This window comes from Bradyrhizobium sp. 61 (assembly GCF_023073075.1).
GTDB lineage: Bacteria > Pseudomonadota > Alphaproteobacteria > Rhizobiales > Xanthobacteraceae > Bradyrhizobium > Bradyrhizobium barranii.
In genome coordinates this window covers 312463-328289 of the sequence record NZ_JADPIU010000067.1, presented here as the reverse complement: position 1 = coordinate 328289, position 15827 = coordinate 312463, and the positions used below count along the sequence as shown (strand labels likewise).

Annotated in this window: 12 protein-coding genes; 4 read left to right on the top strand and 8 right to left on the bottom strand. The window is 64.4% G+C overall.

The window, feature by feature from the left end; translation table 11 throughout:
• Positions 1-3: 3 nt before the first annotated feature.
• The 4 genes from exbB to IVB46_RS25425 form a co-directional block, all read right to left on the bottom strand.
• Positions 4-912, bottom strand: coding sequence for a tonB-system energizer ExbB (gene exbB / locus IVB46_RS25440; protein ID WP_085401996.1), 909 nt, complete (start codon positions 910-912; stop codon positions 4-6).
• A complete protein-coding gene (locus IVB46_RS25435; RefSeq protein WP_028146578.1) occupies positions 909-1598 on the bottom strand; it encodes a Fe2+-dependent dioxygenase in 690 nt (229 codons plus the stop codon). Before IVB46_RS25435 ends, exbB begins: the two co-directional genes overlap by 4 nt.
• 20 nt (positions 1599-1618) lie before the next feature.
• The gene (locus IVB46_RS25430) at positions 1619-4168 is read right to left on the bottom strand and encodes a TonB-dependent receptor (RefSeq protein ID WP_247311927.1); all 2550 of its coding nucleotides are present in this window, start codon (positions 4166-4168) and stop codon (positions 1619-1621) included.
• Positions 4169-4592: 424 nt separating this feature from the next.
• The gene (locus IVB46_RS25425) at positions 4593-4832 is read right to left on the bottom strand and encodes a hypothetical protein (RefSeq protein WP_071914955.1); all 240 of its coding nucleotides are present in this window, start codon (positions 4830-4832) and stop codon (positions 4593-4595) included.
• A gap of 397 nt (positions 4833-5229) precedes the next feature.
• Between IVB46_RS25425 and IVB46_RS25420 the strand changes: the two genes are divergently transcribed.
• The 3 genes from IVB46_RS25420 to IVB46_RS25410 all read left to right on the top strand — a co-directional run bounded on the left by IVB46_RS25420 (position 5230) and on the right by IVB46_RS25410 (position 10176).
• Positions 5230-6402 carry an efflux RND transporter periplasmic adaptor subunit gene (locus tag IVB46_RS25420; protein WP_071914957.1) on the top strand — a complete coding sequence of 391 codons (1173 nt, stop codon included), beginning with the start codon at positions 5230-5232 and terminating at the stop codon, positions 6400-6402.
• Positions 6399-9545, top strand: a complete 3147-nt coding sequence (locus IVB46_RS25415) for a multidrug efflux RND transporter permease subunit (RefSeq protein WP_247311923.1) — start codon at positions 6399-6401, stop codon at positions 9543-9545. Before IVB46_RS25420 ends, IVB46_RS25415 begins: the two co-directional genes overlap by 4 nt.
• Positions 9546-9609: 64 nt before the next feature.
• A complete protein-coding gene (locus IVB46_RS25410; RefSeq protein ID WP_063983864.1) occupies positions 9610-10176 on the top strand; it encodes an invasion associated locus B family protein in 567 nt (188 codons plus the stop codon).
• 151 nt (positions 10177-10327) lie between these two features.
• On the opposite strand, the gene IVB46_RS25405 is transcribed toward IVB46_RS25410, so the two are convergent.
• Positions 10328-12616 carry an arylsulfatase gene (locus IVB46_RS25405; protein ID WP_247311920.1) on the bottom strand — a complete coding sequence of 763 codons (2289 nt, stop codon included), beginning with the start codon at positions 12614-12616 and terminating at the stop codon, positions 10328-10330.
• Positions 12617-12723: 107 nt separating this feature from the next.
• On the opposite strand from IVB46_RS25405, the gene IVB46_RS25400 reads away from it, so the two are divergent.
• Positions 12724-13389: a TetR/AcrR family transcriptional regulator gene (locus IVB46_RS25400; RefSeq protein ID WP_247311917.1), complete on the top strand. Its 666-nt coding sequence runs from the start codon at positions 12724-12726 to the stop codon at positions 13387-13389.
• On the opposite strand, the gene IVB46_RS25395 is transcribed toward IVB46_RS25400, so the two are convergent.
• From IVB46_RS25395 to IVB46_RS25385, 3 genes are read right to left on the bottom strand one after another with little or no spacing between them, the layout of a single operon-like run.
• Positions 13371-14090 carry an ABC transporter ATP-binding protein gene (locus IVB46_RS25395; protein ID WP_247311914.1) on the bottom strand — a complete coding sequence of 240 codons (720 nt, stop codon included), beginning with the start codon at positions 14088-14090 and terminating at the stop codon, positions 13371-13373. The genes IVB46_RS25400 and IVB46_RS25395 overlap by 19 nt on opposite strands.
• The gene (locus IVB46_RS25390) at positions 14087-14854 is read right to left on the bottom strand and encodes an ABC transporter ATP-binding protein (protein ID WP_071914964.1); all 768 of its coding nucleotides are present in this window, start codon (positions 14852-14854) and stop codon (positions 14087-14089) included. The genes IVB46_RS25395 and IVB46_RS25390 overlap by 4 nt, the downstream gene beginning before the upstream one ends.
• Positions 14844-15815 (bottom strand): branched-chain amino acid ABC transporter permease, encoded by a 972-nt coding sequence (locus IVB46_RS25385; RefSeq protein ID WP_071914966.1) that lies wholly within the window; start codon positions 15813-15815, stop codon positions 14844-14846. Before IVB46_RS25385 ends, IVB46_RS25390 begins: the two co-directional genes overlap by 11 nt.
• Between the last annotated feature and the right edge of the window lie 12 nt (positions 15816-15827).

Sequence of the window (15827 nt, the reverse complement as noted above, 5' to 3'; positions counted from 1 at the left end):
GGTTCACTCCGCCGCGCGCGAATGCGCGCTGCCGTGGCTGCGGTCGAGATCGCGCGAGAGCAGCCGCGCCGCCGCGCCCGAGGCACGGCTGACGAGCTCGAGATAGCTTTTCGTCATGCGCGAGAAGTGGTTGTAGATGATGACGGCGGGAATGGCGGCGACGAGGCCGATCGCCGTGGCGAGCAGCGCCTCGGCGATGCCGGGCGCGACGACGGCGAGGTTCGTGGTCTGCGACTTCGAGATGCCGATGAAGCTGTTCATGATGCCCCAGACCGTGCCGAACAGGCCGACGAAGGGCGACGTGGAGCCGATGGTCGCGAGCACACCCATGCCGACGCGGATGCGCCGCGCCTCCGCGCGCACGATTTCGGAAAAGCTCGAGGCCGCACGCTCCTTGATGCCGGCATCGCTGGACAGGCCGGCCGACATCCGCGCCTCACGCAGCGCTGCCGCCAGGAAGGACGGCAGAATGCCCTGCTTGGCGCCGAGCGCCATTTGCGCTTCCGCGAGCGAGCGCGCCTCCGAGATCTTCTTCAGTGCCGAACGAAGCTTGCCGGACGCGACCGACAACTCGATCGACTTGGCGATCAGGACGGTCCAGGTCATCAGCGATGCGAAGGCAAGCCCGATCATCACCGCCTTCACGATGACGTCCGCCGACATGAACATCACCCAGGGGGACAGCTCCTTCATGGCCGGCGCGATGGCGGCCGCGTCGGGCTTCGCCGCAGGCGCCACCACCGCCGGAGCGGCAGCCGGAGCCGGGCTGGCGGTGGCCGGCTGAGCCGTCGCCTGTGCCGGTGCAGGTGCCGCCGGCGGGGTCTGTGTCTGGGCAGAAACAGGGGATACGAGCCAGGCGGCCGCCAGCATCAAGGCGGCGGCAAGGCTTGCTTGGAAGGACATGATCTTCATACTTCGGCCCAGTAGCGAATGAGGTTGTGATAGATACCCGTCAATTTGACCGTTTCGGGATCGTCACGCCCGAGCCGTTCCACCAGCGCCTGTATCGCGGTGTCGAGGTCAAAGATCATGCTCCGGGCTTGATCGTCCCGTATCATGCTCTGAAGCCAGAAGAAAGACGCAACCCGCGTCCCCCTCGTCACCGGCGTGACGAGATGGAGGCTGGTCGAGGGATAGAGCACGCAGTCCCCGGCTTGCAACTTCACTTCGTGCGAACCGTAGGTGTCCTCGATCACAAGTTCGCCACCGTCATACTCTTCCGGCTCGGCCAGGAACAGCGTGACAGACAGGTCTGTGCGGATGCGAAGGCCGGTCAGGCGGTCGCCGCGGATCGCATTGTCGACATGCAGCCCGAAATGATGGCCGCTGTTCGCCGCATAGCGGTTGAACAGCGGCGGGAAGATCTGCAGTGGGATCGCCGCTGCCAGGAAACGCGGGTTCGACGTCAACGCCGAGATGATGCGGTTGCCGAGCTTGCGCGCGACCTCGCTGTCAGGCGGCAACTGCTCATTGCGCTTGACCATTGCTGACTGCGCGCCCGCGGTGGAACGGCCGTCTTCCCATTCGCTGGCGTCCATGATGCGGCGGAATTCCGCCACATCATCCTTGCTCAGGACGCCGTCTATGCATGTCAACATGGCACCTCGTCGTTACTCCATCAGTAGCGCGCCGAGATCACCAGATAGGCGGCGCGTCCCGGTGCTTCCAGCACGAAGGGCGCGGCGCTCTGGTACAGCGCGTCATAGTAGCGTTTGTCGAAGATGTTGTTCACGAACAGCTTCAACTGCCAGTTCTTGTTGATCTTGGCTTCCGCGAACACATCGAAGCGCCAGTAGCTCGGAAGCGACGTGCCTGCGTTGGCCGCAAGCAACGAGCCACCGTAGATCTTCGAGCGGTAGACGGCCTGCCCGCCCAGTTCCCAGATATCGTTGAACTGGTACTTCGACAGCATGCTGAACGACTGATGGGCAACGTTGGCCAGAGGAAGCCCGACATTGGTGGTGTAGAGAAGCGGCGCGGGCATGTTCGCGGGCTTCACGTTGGACGCCGTAACCTCCGACTGCATCAGGACGAGGCCGCCGAACACACTCCATTTGTCGGTGATCTTGCCGCTCACGCCGAGATCGATGCCGCGAATACGATAAGCGGAACCTGCGGTGATACACGATATGTTGCCGGTCGTGCCGGCGGGATAGACGCATCCCAACGCGGACGCCGTGGCCACACTATTGACGTTCTGTGCCTCGCGCGCATTGTCCTTGGTGGTCTGAAACAGCGCAGCCGTCAGGAGCAGGTGGCGGTCGAACAGCTCCCACTTGGTGCCGAGTTCGATGGCCGTGTTCTTCTCCGGCCCGAAGATCTGATTGTTGCCGCCGGCCAGAGCGGGATTGACGCCGCCATACGCGGTGCTGGTGCCGTCGAACTCGGCGCCCACCGGGTTCGCTGAGGTCGCGTAGGCCACGTACACGCTGCCGTTTGGCGCCGGCTTCAAGGTCAAACCGAGATTGAAGTTGGGAATCAGGAAGTTTGCCGATTGCTGCTTGAGAGCGTTGCCCGCCCCGTATGCAGACGTATCGAGGTTGTAGTTGTCGTAGCGGAAGCCACCATTGAGGATCAGGAGGTCACGATAGTTCGCACTGTCCATGACGTAGCCGCTGACAGTGTCGATGCCGATCTTGGCCGGCAGACCGGCCAGTGCGAGCGCCTTCCCGGGCAAGAACGTGTCCTGAGGGAAGAAGACGCTGACACCTGTCGGCGAGCCGCCTGGAGTGATCGGAACTCCGTTCCCTTCCGAGGTGAGCCCGAGATACTTGTCGATCGACGACCGCTCGCGATCGACTTCGATCCCGGCCAGCGCGGTGTGCTTGAAGCCGGCCCAGTCCTGGAACTTGTAGGTCGCTTCCGTCTGGTTGGCGAGCACGTCAGTGATCTGGAGACGGCTCTGCGGATTCATCGTGAGCGTCGAATTCGAAAGCGGGTTGGCGATCACCGGCTGCTCAGGCAGCGTTCCGACATAGTTCTGGGTCGAACGAGATACGCGGAACTTGTTGCTGACCATCAAGTCGGGCGTGATCTGCACTTCCGCGTTTAACGAGCCGATGTCCTGGCCGGTCCGGTAGAAGTCGCGGTTGATCTGGCCATACCAGTTGTTGCGGTTGGAGCCGAAGTCCGGGAACGGCCCACCGGCGGTCGTCGCCGTGCTCGGCCGGTAGTAGGGCACGCCGAAGTCCGGCACGCCGGTCAACTCGGTGTGGATGTAACCCCCGGTCACCCTGATCGTGTCGGTCGGCTTCCAGGTCGTGGCGACGAACGCGCCGTTGCGATTATCCTTGACGAAATCGCGACCGGCGACATCGGCGTCCTGGAACAGACCGCCGGCACGAACGGCCAGCGTCGGGTTGATCACCTGGTTGACGTCGAGCACCACACGCTTGGTCTGGTCGGTGCCAAACGTCGTGTCCATGTTGTAGAAACTGTTCTGCGTCGTCGCCTGCTTGGTGACGATGTTGATCGCACCACCGGCGACACCGCGGCCCGCGAAAGTTGAGCCCGGACCACGCAGAATTTCGACCTGCTCGGTGAAGAAGTTTTCGCGCACGCTGACACCGGCGTCGCGCACGCCGTCGATGAAGATGTCGTTGCGGGCATCGAAGCCGCGAATGAAGAAGCGGTCACCGAAGGCATTGCCGCCCTCACCCGTTCCGAGCGTCACGCCTGCCGTGCTCAGGATCGCCTGCTTCAGGGTCGTGGCGTTCTTGTCCGCGAGCACATCCTTTGTAAGCACAGTGATCGATTTTGGCGTGTTGAGGATTGGCTCAGGGAATTTACTTGACGCCTGCACTCTGGTGGCCATGTAAGGCGCGGCGGGATTTGCGTACGGATCACGATCGGCAGGACCAGGGCTCGGATCGGCGACAGGCGCTTGTGCGGCCTGCTGCCGCTGCGCCGCGCGCCGCAGGGCGTTGCGCGCACGAATCTGATCGGCGGTGGGCTTCGAAGCGGTCGGACGCGGACGCTGCTGAGGCGCATCGACGTTCACGGGGGGCAGATTGGTCTGCTGCGCCTGTGCGCCGGTCGAGACCGTCGCGACCGCGATCAGACTGGCGACCGTGGACACAGTCTTGCCGGTCGCAGCGTCGAAATTGTTGCCGAAGGATTTCCGATCCGCGACCGAACGCAACGATCGCGGTGTCTTCATCATGCCCATCACACGCCCCACAGTGCTTATGCTTCCATTGGTCGCGTTGCGACAACGCGACGCATTGGTGCTATCGGGCGTGTTCATGGGGGTCAACGCGATCTCTGCAACACTCCGTTTGAATCCGACCATTTCAAAGCAATTCTAAACTCGGTTGAGTGCGCCGCAGTTTTAAATGGTTCTAAACTTGAACCGTTCTAATCTGGACATTGATCGCTGCGATCTCGTCGTACCGCATCAACCTTCGAGCTGATGCGCTTCGTCGCTGCAGAAACGCGAACGATGGGGCGGTGCTATCGGTCGGAGAAAAGCAGGTCAATGCGATTGATCTGCCAGCACATTTGAATTCATCCAGATCGGACTCGGTGCAGATTTCAATCTGGAAACATGGGCGCATGCGAGAGCTGCGCAGGCGCGAGCAGCGGCGCCGCTGTCAATCGCTGCTCGGCGGCTTCATCAGCGAGAACAATTCGTCGACGGTTTTCTGCGCGACGGCGCGCACGCGATCGGAGTTGTCCATGCCGGCGATGTTGACGCCGCTAACGACGGCTTTGATCTCGTCGCGGAAGTCGGTCAGAAATCGCAAGGGATCGCGCTGCTCGTTGGCGACGCGCGCGATCAGTCCCGTGATCAGAATCTGGCACGCGATCAGCTTGCCGTTCAGTTCGTCCATCCTGCGCTCCCGTTGTGGCGGGGCCGATATGACCGATGCCGGATTTCCTGACAACCGAAACGCCGTGCAGGCGAATTAGAACCGTTCTCACGGGAGTTGTTTCCGGCTCACTTCGCAGCGCTGCCGGGGCGCCCTTGCGGACAGCTCTGCAGGCCGCCCACACCGGCTCCGGGCATTGCCCAAGATTTGCGCGCGGATCGTTCGCGCCGGGAAAATGCAGCACTGCACACCGTAGTGTCACGGAGCTGCCTAGACAGTGCAAAGCTTTCCAATTGTTTAGGATTCCGAACCGATAGTGCTGTTTACACTGGAACTTGGCGTGTATTATACAAGCGCGCTGGAACCCTATGATTGCTCCACAATTCGTAGTTTTGGGCGTAAGAGCCAACGAGCCGACATGAAAAAAACACGGCCGATCCTCTGGATTCTGATCATCGCGGCCGTGGCCTCCGCGGGTTACTATGGCTGGCAGAAATTCGGCTCGCCCGAGGCCGGAAAAACCCAGACGGCTCAGAAGGGTCCGGCGCGTCCGCCCGCCATCCCCGTCAGCGTTTCGCCGGTCCAGAAGGCCGACTTTCCGGTTTACCTGACCGGTCTCGGCACGGTTCAGGGCTTCAATACGGTACAGGTCCGGAGCCGGGTTGACGGCCAGATCGACAAGATCGCCTTCAGCGAAGGCCAGATGGTCAAGCAGGACGAGCTTCTGGTCTCGATCGATCCCCGGCCCTATCAAGCCACGCTCGACCAGGCCAAGGCCAAGAAGGCGCAGGACGAAGCGAATCTCGCCAACGCCAACCTCGAGCTCCAGCGTGCCATGAAGCTTGGCGAGTTCGCGACTGCGCAGCGGGTCGACACCCAGCGTTCCACCGTCGCGCAGCTGACCGCCCAGATCGCCGCCGACGAAGCCGCCATCTCCAACGCCCAGACCCAGCTCGACTACACCCAGATCAAGGCGCCGTTCACCGGCGTGGCCGGGCTGCGCCTGGTCGACGTTGGCAACATCGTCAACGCCTCCACGCAGACGGGAATCGTGACGATCTCGCAGGTCGAGCCGATCTCGGTGATTTTCACCGCGCCGGAAGACCAGCTGCCCTATATCAGCGAAGGCCAGAAGGCCGGTGCGCTCAAGGTGATCGCGTTCACCACCGACGGGAAAAAGACGCTTGCCGAGGGCAAGCTCGCGGTCATCAACAACCAGGTCGACACGACCAGCGGGACTATTCGGCTCAAGGCGGTGTTCGACAACAAGGAACACACGCTGTGGCCGGGCCAGTCGGTTTCGACGCGCCTCCTGGTACGCACCCTGAAGGATGCGACCGTGGTTCCGGATGACGCGGTTCAGCATTCGACCAACGGCCTCTACGCCTATACCGTCAATCAGGACAACAAGGCGGAAGTGCACAAGATCAAGGTCAGCTACGCGATCGACGGCCGTTCGGTCGTCGACGAAGGCTTGAGCCCGGGTCAACAGGTGATCACCGGCGGCCAGTTCAAGGTCCAGCCCGGAAGCCTGGTCTCGACGGCCGTAGCAAGCTCGGATCCGAGCCAGAACAAGGTACGACAGGAATGACCGAGGGCGGGATTTCGGCACCTTTCATCCGTTATCCCATCGGCACCTCGCTGCTGATGGCCGGCATTCTGTTCGTCGGTCTCGTCGCCTATCCCCTGCTGCCGGTCGCACCGCTGCCGCAGGTGGACTTCCCGACCATCCAGATCTCGGCCAATTTGCCGGGCGGCAGCCCCGAGACGATGGCCTCGTCGGTGGCCCAGCCGCTCGAGCGGCAATTCGCCCAGATCCCCGGCATCGCCCAGATGACCTCGACGAGTTATCTCGGCACCGCCTCGATCACCATCCAGTTCGACCTCAACCGCAGCATCGACGGCGCCGCCAACGACGTGCAGGGCGCCATCAACGCTGCAAGCGGCCAGCTGCCGAAAAATCTGCCCTCGCCGCCGACCTACCGCAAGGTCAACCCGGCCGACGCGCCGATCCTGCTGCTCTCGGCGACATCCGATACACTGCCGCTGACCACCGTCAGCGATGCCGTCGACGCCCAGCTTGCCCAGCAGATCAGCCAGCTCTCGGGCGTCGCGCAGGTCTTCATCGGCGGCCAGCAGAAGCCCTCCATCCGCATTCAGATCGACCCGGCGAAACTCGTCGCCAAGGGCCTGTCGCTGGAGGACGTGCGCAGCCAGATCGCGATCACCACGGTCGACAGCCCCAAGGGCAATATCGACGGGCCGAAGCGCGCCTACACGATCTACGCCAACGACCAGCTCACCCAGTCGAAGGACTGGAACGACGTCGTCATCGCCTATCGCAATGGCGGTCCGCTTCGAATCCGCGACATCGGACAGGCGGTGAGCGGCGCCGAGGACGCCAAGCAGGCAGCCTGGGCCAACGGCAAGCGTGGCGTGTTCCTGGTGGTGTTCAAGCAGCCGGGCGCCAACGTCATCGAGACCGTCGACCGGATCAAGGCCACCCTGCCCCGCCTCGTCGCGGCGATTCCGCCCGCGATCAAGATCGAGTTGATCAGCGACCGCACCACGACCATCCGCGCCGCGGTCGAGGACGTCCAGTTCACGCTGCTGCTAACCATTGCCCTCGTGGTCATGGTCATCTTCGTCTTCCTGCGCAGCTTCTGGGCGACGGTCATTCCCACCATCACGGTTCCGCTGGCGCTACTGGGCGCGTGCGCCCTGATGTGGGTGGTTGGCTATTCGCTCGACAATCTGTCGCTGATGGCGCTCACCATCGCGGTCGGATTCGTCGTCGACGACGCCATCGTGATGCTCGAGAACATCACGCGCTACATCGAGGAAGGCGAATCGCCGATGGCGGCCGCCTTCAAGGGCTCCAAGGAAATCGGCTTCACCATCGTCTCGATCAGCATCTCGCTGGTCGCGGTGTTGATCCCGCTGCTGCTGATGGGCGGCATCATAGGACGCCTGTTCCGCGAGTTCGCCGTCGTGCTGGCGATGACCATCTTCGTCTCGATGTTCGTGTCGCTGACGCTGACGCCGATGATGGCCTCGCGCTTCCTGCGCGCCCATGGCGAGGTGACGCACGGCAAGTTCTACCAGTGGAGCGAACGCGCCTTCGACGGCATGCTGCGCGGCTACGAGTACGTTCTCGATCATGCCCTGGCCTGGCGCCGCACCACGCTCCTGATCTTCTTCGCCACGCTCGGCCTGTCGATCTATTTGTTCATCCTGATCCCGAAGGGCTTCTTCCCGCAGCAGGACGTCGGCCTGATCACTGCGACCTCCGAAGCGTCCCAGGACATCTCCTTCGCCGAGATGCAGCGCCGCCAGGTCGAGCTCGGCAAGATCGTGATGGACGATCCCGACGTCGCCACGATCGCGATGAACATCGGCGGCAGCGGCCGCGCCGGCAACAACGGCAATTTGTTCATCACGCTGAAGCCGCGTAACGAGCGCAACGCGTCGGCGCAGGAGATCATTGCCCGGCTGCGTCCCAAGCTCGAGAAGGTGTCGGGCGCCCGCCTCTACATGCAGGCGGCCCAGGACGTCCGGCTCGGCGGCCGGCCGACGCGCACGCAGTTTGAATTCACGCTACAGGATGCCGATCTCACCGAGCTCAACGACTGGGCGCCGAAAATCCTCGCCAAGATGCAGACGCTGCCGCAACTGCGCGACGTCGCGACCGACCAGCAGACGCAGGGCACCACGGTCCAGCTCAAGATCAACCGCGACACCGCATCGCGCTACGGCATCCAGCCGCAGCTGATCGACGACACGCTGTACGACGCCTTCGGACAGCGGCAGGTCACGCAGTATTTCACCCAGCTCAACACCTACAAGGTGATCCTCGAGATCCTGCCGGAGATGCAGGGCAGTCTCGACAGCCTGAACAAGCTCTACCTGAAATCGCCGCTGACCGGCGATCAGGTGCCGCTGTCGACCTTTGCGACCTGGACCACCGATCCGGTCCGCCCGCTCTCGATCAGCCACCAGGGCCAGTTCCCGGCGATCACGATCAGCTTCAACCTCGCCCAGGGTGTCGCGCTCGGCCAGGCCACCGAGGCCGTGCAGAAGGCGATGGCCGATCTCGGAGCACCACCGACCCTGAATTCGAGTTTCCAGGGCACCGCGCAGGCGTTCCAGCAGTCGCTCGGCACCGTGCCGCTGCTGATCCTCGCAGCCCTTGTCGTGGTCTATCTGATCCTCGGCATCCTGTACGAGAGCTACATCCATCCGATCACGATTCTGTCGACCCTGCCCTCGGCCGGCGTCGGCGCGCTCCTGATCCTGATGGCGGCCGGCTTCGACTTCAGCCTCATTGCATTGATCGGAATCATTCTCCTGATCGGCATCGTGAAGAAGAACGGCATCATGATGGTCGACTTCGCCATCGCGGCCGAGCGCGACGAACACAAGACGCCGGAGGAATCGATCCGTCAGGCCGCGCTGCTGCGCTTCCGGCCGATCATGATGACGACGATGGCCGCCCTGCTCGGCGGCGTGCCGCTGATGCTCGGCCACGGCACCGGCGCCGAGATCCGCCAGCCGCTCGGCTACGCCATGGTCGGCGGCCTGATCGTCAGCCAGGCGCTGACGCTGTTCACCACCCCGGTGGTCTATCTCTATCTCGACGAGCTCAACAACTGGTTCTCGGGCTGGGGCCGTTCGGGTGACGGCAAAGGTCACGAGGCGCCCGAACACAGCACCGTCAAGCAGGCCGCCGAGTAAGCTTGCACCGCGGCTTCCGCGACGCTACAGCGAGGCCCTCGGTTCACGCCAACGCGGTTTCGCCATGTCCATGCAATCCAGACTTGTCGCCCTCGCCGCCGCCCTTCTGCTGTCGACAGGCGGCGCGTATGCCCAGCAGAGCGCCAAAAAGAACGCCGCTTCCCCTGCACCGGCCGCACAGCCCGCGCCAGCTCCGACCCAGCCGCAGGCTGACGGTGCGCAGCAAGCCGGATGGGTCGTGCGCTGCACCAGCGTCAGCCGCGACGCGCCGCTCGAATGCGCAATGGAGCAGAACGCGGTGCTGACCAAAACCGGCCAGACCATCGTCCTGATCAACATCCGCATCGCGCCCGACACCCGCACGCCGGTGGCGCTGCTGCAATTGCCGCTCGGCCTCAACCTGCCCGTCGGGGCCAAGCTCCAGGTCGACGAGGGCAAGACATTCGACCTCCAGATCCAGACCTGCGAGAACCGCGGCTGCTACGCCTCGACGCCGATCGCGGCGGACCTGCTCGCGGCCTTGCGGTCGGGCAAGCAGCTGAAGGTCTCCTTCCAGAACATGGCCAAGGAGGCGATCGCGATCCCGATGCCGCTGGGCGATTTCGCGGCGGCCTACGACAAGATCAAGTAAGGACCGCTCCCGTTTCCTGTTGGAGTGGACGCTCTCTCACCTCGTCATTGCGAGCGTAGCGAAGCAATCCAGCAATCTTTCCGCGGAGGCAGTCTGGATTGCTTCGCTGCGCTCGCAATGACGGCGCGGATGCTGCGCCGCCTCTTCCCTATCACTGCCGCGCCATCTGCGCGTTGCCGACGGCATCGCCGTCGAGCTTCTGGTCGTCGTGCATGGTGACGGTGACGCGCAGCAGCCGCCCCTCGAACTCGAACGGCGCCTCGTAATGCGACACGGGGCTGCCGCGGTCACGGCCGATGTCGAGGCCGGACCACGAGATCAGCGTGTGGAAGCCGAGCTGGGTCTGGAGCGCCCCCGCCGGCTCGCCGTCGATCAGCAGCGTGTATTCGGTGACACCGGTGCGCGAACCCTTGGCCGGCGGCTCCTTGCGGACGAGCCGCTCGACATGCACGCCGAGCCGCCGCGCGCCTGACGGCACCTTGCGGTCCGACCGAACGACCTGGTGGCTGCCGCCGATGTTGAGGTCGTGCACGAGATGGCCATCCCTGACGTAGAGGCTGTAGCCCGACGTCGCGTCGCCATGCGAGATCAGCACGCCATCGGATCCCCCCTCCTCGATCTCGACATGCGCCTCGATCGTGTAGCTGCGGCTGCGCACGTCAGGCGCGACATCGGTCGGCACGTGGCCCATGCCGGCGTGGAAGACGAAATGGTGGCGCGCACCATGGAAGCGCGCGGCGTTCTCGGCGAAGCGCGGACCGAAGCGGTCGTCGAGCGGCAGAACCTTGTGCTTCTCGGCCTCCGCCCACCACGTCGCGATCATTGCTGCCAGACGCTCCGGCTCCTTCGCGGCGAGATCGTCGGTCTCGGAGAAATCCTGGTCGAGATGAAACAGCTCCCATTTGTCGTTCTCGAACGGCGTGCCCGAGGGATGGAAGGCGACCGCCTTCCAGCCGCCCTGCCAGAGGCCACGATGGCCGAACATCTCGAAATATTGCGGCGAGCTCTTTGAGGGCGCGGACGCATCCGTGATCGAGCGCGCAAAGCTCTCGCCTTCCAGCGGCATCTGCGGGCACCCCGCGATCGTGCTGGGCGACTCGACGCCGATCAGCTCCAGTAGCGTCGGCGTGAGGTCGCAGGCGTGGACGAACTGGTGCCGCAGCTCGCCTTTGCCTGCGATCTTCTTCGGCCAGTTGATGACGAAGGGATCGCGGATGCCGCCGCCATGGGTGTTCTGCTTGTAGCGCCGCAGCGGCGTGTTCGACGCCATCGCCCAGCCATGCGGGAAATTGCTGTGGGTGTCGGGCCCGCCGATATCGTCGAGACGCGCGAGCTTCTCCGCAATCGGCTCCGGCTTGAAGTTGAACGGCCCCATCGCGTTGACGAAGCCGAGCGGCCCGCCCTCCTGGCTCGCGCCGTTGTCGGACATCACGATGATCACGGTGTTGTCGCGAATGCCGGCCGTTTCCAGGAACGAGACAAGCCGTGCAAGATGCCGGTCGGAATGATCGAGCATGCCGGCGAAAGCCGCCTGCAGGCGGGTGAAGACGCGGCGCTCGTCGGCCGAATGCTCCTCCCAGGCCTTCACGCTATCGTTGCGCGCCGGCATCCGCGCTCCCTCAGGCACCAGCCCCATCGCCTTCTGGCGTGCCAGACGCCGTTCGCGCTCGACGTCCCAGCCGTGCGCGAATTCGGCGTCATAGCTCATGATGATATCGGCCGGCGCCTGATGCGGCGCGTGGCAGGCGCCAAGTGCGACCCAGGTGAGCCAGGGAATGTCAGGACGATCGGCGACGTGATCGCCGATGAAGCGGATCGACTGGTCGATCAGGTCCTCGGTTAGATGATAGCCGTCCGCATACGTGCCCGGTGGATCGATATGCGTGTTGTCGGAGACGAGCTCGGGCGCGTACTGGTCGGTCTCGGCATCGAGGAAGCCGTAGAAGCGGTCGAAGCCACGGCCGAGCGGCCAGCCGTCGAACGGGCCGGTGGCTCCGCTTTCGGTCAGCGGCGTGACATGCCATTTGCCGACCATGTAGTTGCGATAGCCATGTAGGCGCAGCATCTCGGCAAGCGTCCCCGCCTCGCGCGCGATCTTGCCGCGGTACCCGGGATAGCCAGAATCGAAATTGGCAAGGCAGCCGACGCCGACCGAGTGATGATTGCGCCCTGTCAGCAGCGCGGCGCGCGTCGTCGAGCACATCGCCGTGGTGTGGAATCCGGAGTAGCGCAGCCCCTCCGCAGCGAGCCGGTCGATGGTCGGCGTCTTGATTGTCGAGCCATAGCAGCCGAAATCGGAGAAGCCGACGTCGTCGAACAGCACGACCAGGATGTTCGGCGCCCCCTCGGGCGGCTTCGGCGCATCAGGCCACCAGGGTTTTGACTCCGCGACCGTCTTGCCGACGGTGCCGCGGAACGGCGTGCCGCTGCCTGCGCTCATCTGCTTCTCCCTGCTGGTTGCCCGGCGGCTGCGGTTGACCCGCGGCTCGGCCACGTCTAAATTATAATCCGAATTATGATTATGATTTTTGCCGGATGCAAGCGCGGATGCGGCCAAGCTCGGACGAACCCGATTTCGACCTGCCCGGCGTTGCCCCGTCGCGGCAGAAGCGCAGCCGCGAGACGACGCTGGCGCTGCTGCGCGCCGGCGCCGACATGCTGCGCACGCGCAGCCTTGCCGAGCTGTCCATCGAGGCGCTCTGCACCGAGGTCGGCGCCACCGTCGGCGCCTTCTACAGCCGCTTCGAGAGCAAGGAGGCCTATTTCAACGCACTGATGGCGCTGGCTGCGCGCGACGGTGAGCAACGGCTCGGCGACATGCGGCGACCGTCACCGGATACGGACCTCGACAAGCTCTGCCACATCATCATCAGCGGCATCATCGCCTGGATGCGCAACCACGAGGGCGTCCTGCGCGCCGCGCTTCAGCACGACGACACCCGCCCGGACAAATGGACGCCGTTCAAGGCCCTCGCGAGGGCAACGACGGAACGCGCGACCCCTCTCCTGCTCCCGGCCATGGGCAAGGGGCGCAAGGCCGCCAAGACCCGCACCATCGCCTTCGGCTTTCAGGTCGTGCTGGGCACGCTGGTGAACGCGATCCTCAACGATCCCGGGCCGCTGTCGCTTGGATCAAAAGAGATGGAGACGCGGCTGGCCGGTTGCCTGTTGCTGTTGCTCGAGGCGGAGATCAATCAGTCGACGCCGAGATAGGCCTTCTGCACCTGCGGATCCTGTGCGAGCGCCGCGGCCGTGCCGGACAGCACGCTCTTGCCGACCTGGAGCACGGTGGCGAAGTCAGAGACCTCCAGCGCCAGTTCGATCGACTGCTCGGCGAGCAGGATGGTCAGGCCCTCGCGATGCAGGCGGCCGAAAGTCTCGTACATGGACTCGACCACCGCCGGCGCGAGGCCGAGCGACGGCTCGTCCAGCATCAACAGCTTCGGATCGCTCATCAACGCACGGCCGACCGCGAGCATCTGCCGCTCGCCGCCGGACATGGTGCCGGCGCGCTGGTTGCTGCGCTCCTTCAGCCGCGGGAAGATCTCGTAGACGCGCTCAAGCAAATTGGCCTGGCGCGACTTGTCGTGCAGCGGCGTCGCGCCGAGCAGGAGGTTGTTCTCGACGCTCTGCTGCACGAACAGCCGCCAGCCCTCCGGCGACAGCGCCAGCCCCTTGCGCACGATCGCAAAGGCCTTCTGGCCGGCGATGTCCTCGCCGCGAAAGCTGATCGATCCGGAATGCACGGGAATGAGACCCGCGATTGCGTTCAGCGTCGTGGTCTTGCCGCCGCCATTGGAGCCGAGCAGCGCGACGACACTGCCCTCCGGCACTTCCAGCGAGACGTCGGAGACGCCGATGAGGTCGCCATAGCGCACCTCGAGGTGCTCGATCCGAAGAAGCGCGCCGCTCATAGGTCCCGCCCGCCCATCAGCTCGACCGGCGTATGGCCCGCCGCGGCCTTCGCCGCGCGTTTGCCGAGATAGGCTTCGATCACTGCCGGGTTCGAGGTGACCTCTCGCGGCGAGCCGCGGGCGATCTCCTTGCCCTGGTGAAACACCATCACGCGGCTCGCGAGCGACATGATCACTTCCATGATGTGCTCGACGATGACGAGCGTGATGCCGGAACGGTGGATGTCGCGCACGAGATCGATGGCGAGCCTCACCTCGTGGGCGTTGAGCCCGGCCATGGCCTCGTCGAGCAGCAGCACCTTCGGCTCGGTCGCAAGTGCGCGGGCGATCTCCAGCCGCTTGCGGCCGGGCGTGCCGAGCGAGCGCGCCGGCGCATCCGCAAGCCTGCTCATGCCGACGCGCTCCAGCACCGCGCGCGCCCTGGTCTCGGCCTCGTGGCGATGCGAGGTGCGCAGGAAGGCGCCGATCATGACATTCTCGAGCACCGTCATGCCCTCAAAGGTCTGCGGCACCTGGAAGGTGCGCGCAAGCCCGAGCCCGGCGCGCTGCTCCGGCGCGAAGTCGGTGATGTCGGTCCCCTCGAACAGCACGCGGCCCGAGGTGGTCTTGAGGTCGCCGGTGAGGCAATTGAAGAAGGTGGATTTGCCGGCGCCGTTCGGGCCGATCAGGCCGAGAATATCGCCCTGCTCCAGCGTGACGGACGCATCGTCCACCGCCTTGAAGCTGCCGAACGCCTTTGTGATCCCGCGCGCCTCAAGGAGCATGGCCGGCTCCCTTATCTGCGCCGGGCTTGCGTCGTCCCATGAACAGGCTGAGCAGGCCGCCGGGCTGGAAGCGCGCGATCAGCACGATGATCGCGCCATACAGGACGAAGGTGAGGCCGGCCCCCTTGCCGCCAAGCCAGCTGTTGGAGATCTCCTCCAGCGGCACGAGGATCGCGGCTCCCACCAGCGGACCGAACAGCAACCCCGCCCCGCCCAGCGCCGCCATGATCAGGATTTTGACCGAGATCAGGATGCCGAGCCCGGACTCGGGATCGACGAAGCCGAACATCATCGCATAGAGCGCGCCGGCAACGCTCGTCAGCGCCGCGCTCAGCATGTAGGCGTAGAGCTTGGTCCGGCTCGCGGGTGCGCCCAGGGAACGTGCGGCCCTCTCGGAATCCTTGATTGCGCGCAGATAGAATCCCATGCGGCTGTTGGTCATCCACCAGGTGACGAGCAACGTGATCACGAGGACGACCAGGAAGAGGTAGTAGTACGGCAGCGACGACAGGAACGAGAGATCGAAGATGTTGCGCGGGACCGTTGGACCGGAAAGACCCACGGCCGCGCCGAGCCAGTCGGTGTTGGTGACGATCAGCCGCATGGTCTCGGCGACCGCGATCGTCGCCATGCTGAAATAGTGACCCGACAGCCGCAGCGTCGGCACGCCGATGATCGCGGCAAGCCCCACTGCCAGCACGATGCCACCGGGGATGCCGAATAGCGGCGACAGCCCGAACTTGGCGTAAGACCCCATCGCGGCATAGGCGCCGCAGCCGAAGAACACGACATGGCCGACCGAGACCTGGCCGGCATAGCCGCCGACGATATTCCAGGCCGACGCGGCGATGGCATAGAGCAACACCAGTGCGCCCAGGCGCTGCTGGAACGGCGAGGACAGCAGCAACGGATAGGCAATCGCCAGTGCTGCGACTATCGAGAGCCAGATCAAGCGCCGCATTGCAGCTTTCTC

Coding starts and splice junctions, on each gene's coding strand:
- IVB46_RS25425 (WP_071914955.1), bottom strand. CDS start 4,832: ATGGACGAACTGAACGGCAAGCTGATCGCGTGCCAGATTCTGATCACG.
- IVB46_RS25405 (WP_247311920.1), bottom strand. CDS start 12,616: ATGAGCGCAGGCAGCGGCACGCCGTTCCGCGGCACCGTCGGCAAGACG.
- IVB46_RS25415 (WP_247311923.1), top strand. CDS start 6,399: ATGACCGAGGGCGGGATTTCGGCACCTTTCATCCGTTATCCCATCGGC.
- IVB46_RS25435 (WP_028146578.1), bottom strand. CDS start 1,598: ATGTTGACATGCATAGACGGCGTCCTGAGCAAGGATGATGTGGCGGAA.
- IVB46_RS25410 (WP_063983864.1), top strand. CDS start 9,610: ATGTCCATGCAATCCAGACTTGTCGCCCTCGCCGCCGCCCTTCTGCTG.
- IVB46_RS25385 (WP_071914966.1), bottom strand. CDS start 15,815: ATGCGGCGCTTGATCTGGCTCTCGATAGTCGCAGCACTGGCGATTGCC.
- IVB46_RS25390 (WP_071914964.1), bottom strand. CDS start 14,854: ATGCTCCTTGAGGCGCGCGGGATCACAAAGGCGTTCGGCAGCTTCAAG.
- IVB46_RS25400 (WP_247311917.1), top strand. CDS start 12,724: ATGCGGCCAAGCTCGGACGAACCCGATTTCGACCTGCCCGGCGTTGCC.
- IVB46_RS25420 (WP_071914957.1), top strand. CDS start 5,230: ATGAAAAAAACACGGCCGATCCTCTGGATTCTGATCATCGCGGCCGTG.
- IVB46_RS25395 (WP_247311914.1), bottom strand. CDS start 14,090: ATGAGCGGCGCGCTTCTTCGGATCGAGCACCTCGAGGTGCGCTATGGC.
- IVB46_RS25430 (WP_247311927.1), bottom strand. CDS start 4,168: ATGGGCATGATGAAGACACCGCGATCGTTGCGTTCGGTCGCGGATCGG.
- exbB (WP_085401996.1), bottom strand. CDS start 912: ATGAAGATCATGTCCTTCCAAGCAAGCCTTGCCGCCGCCTTGATGCTG.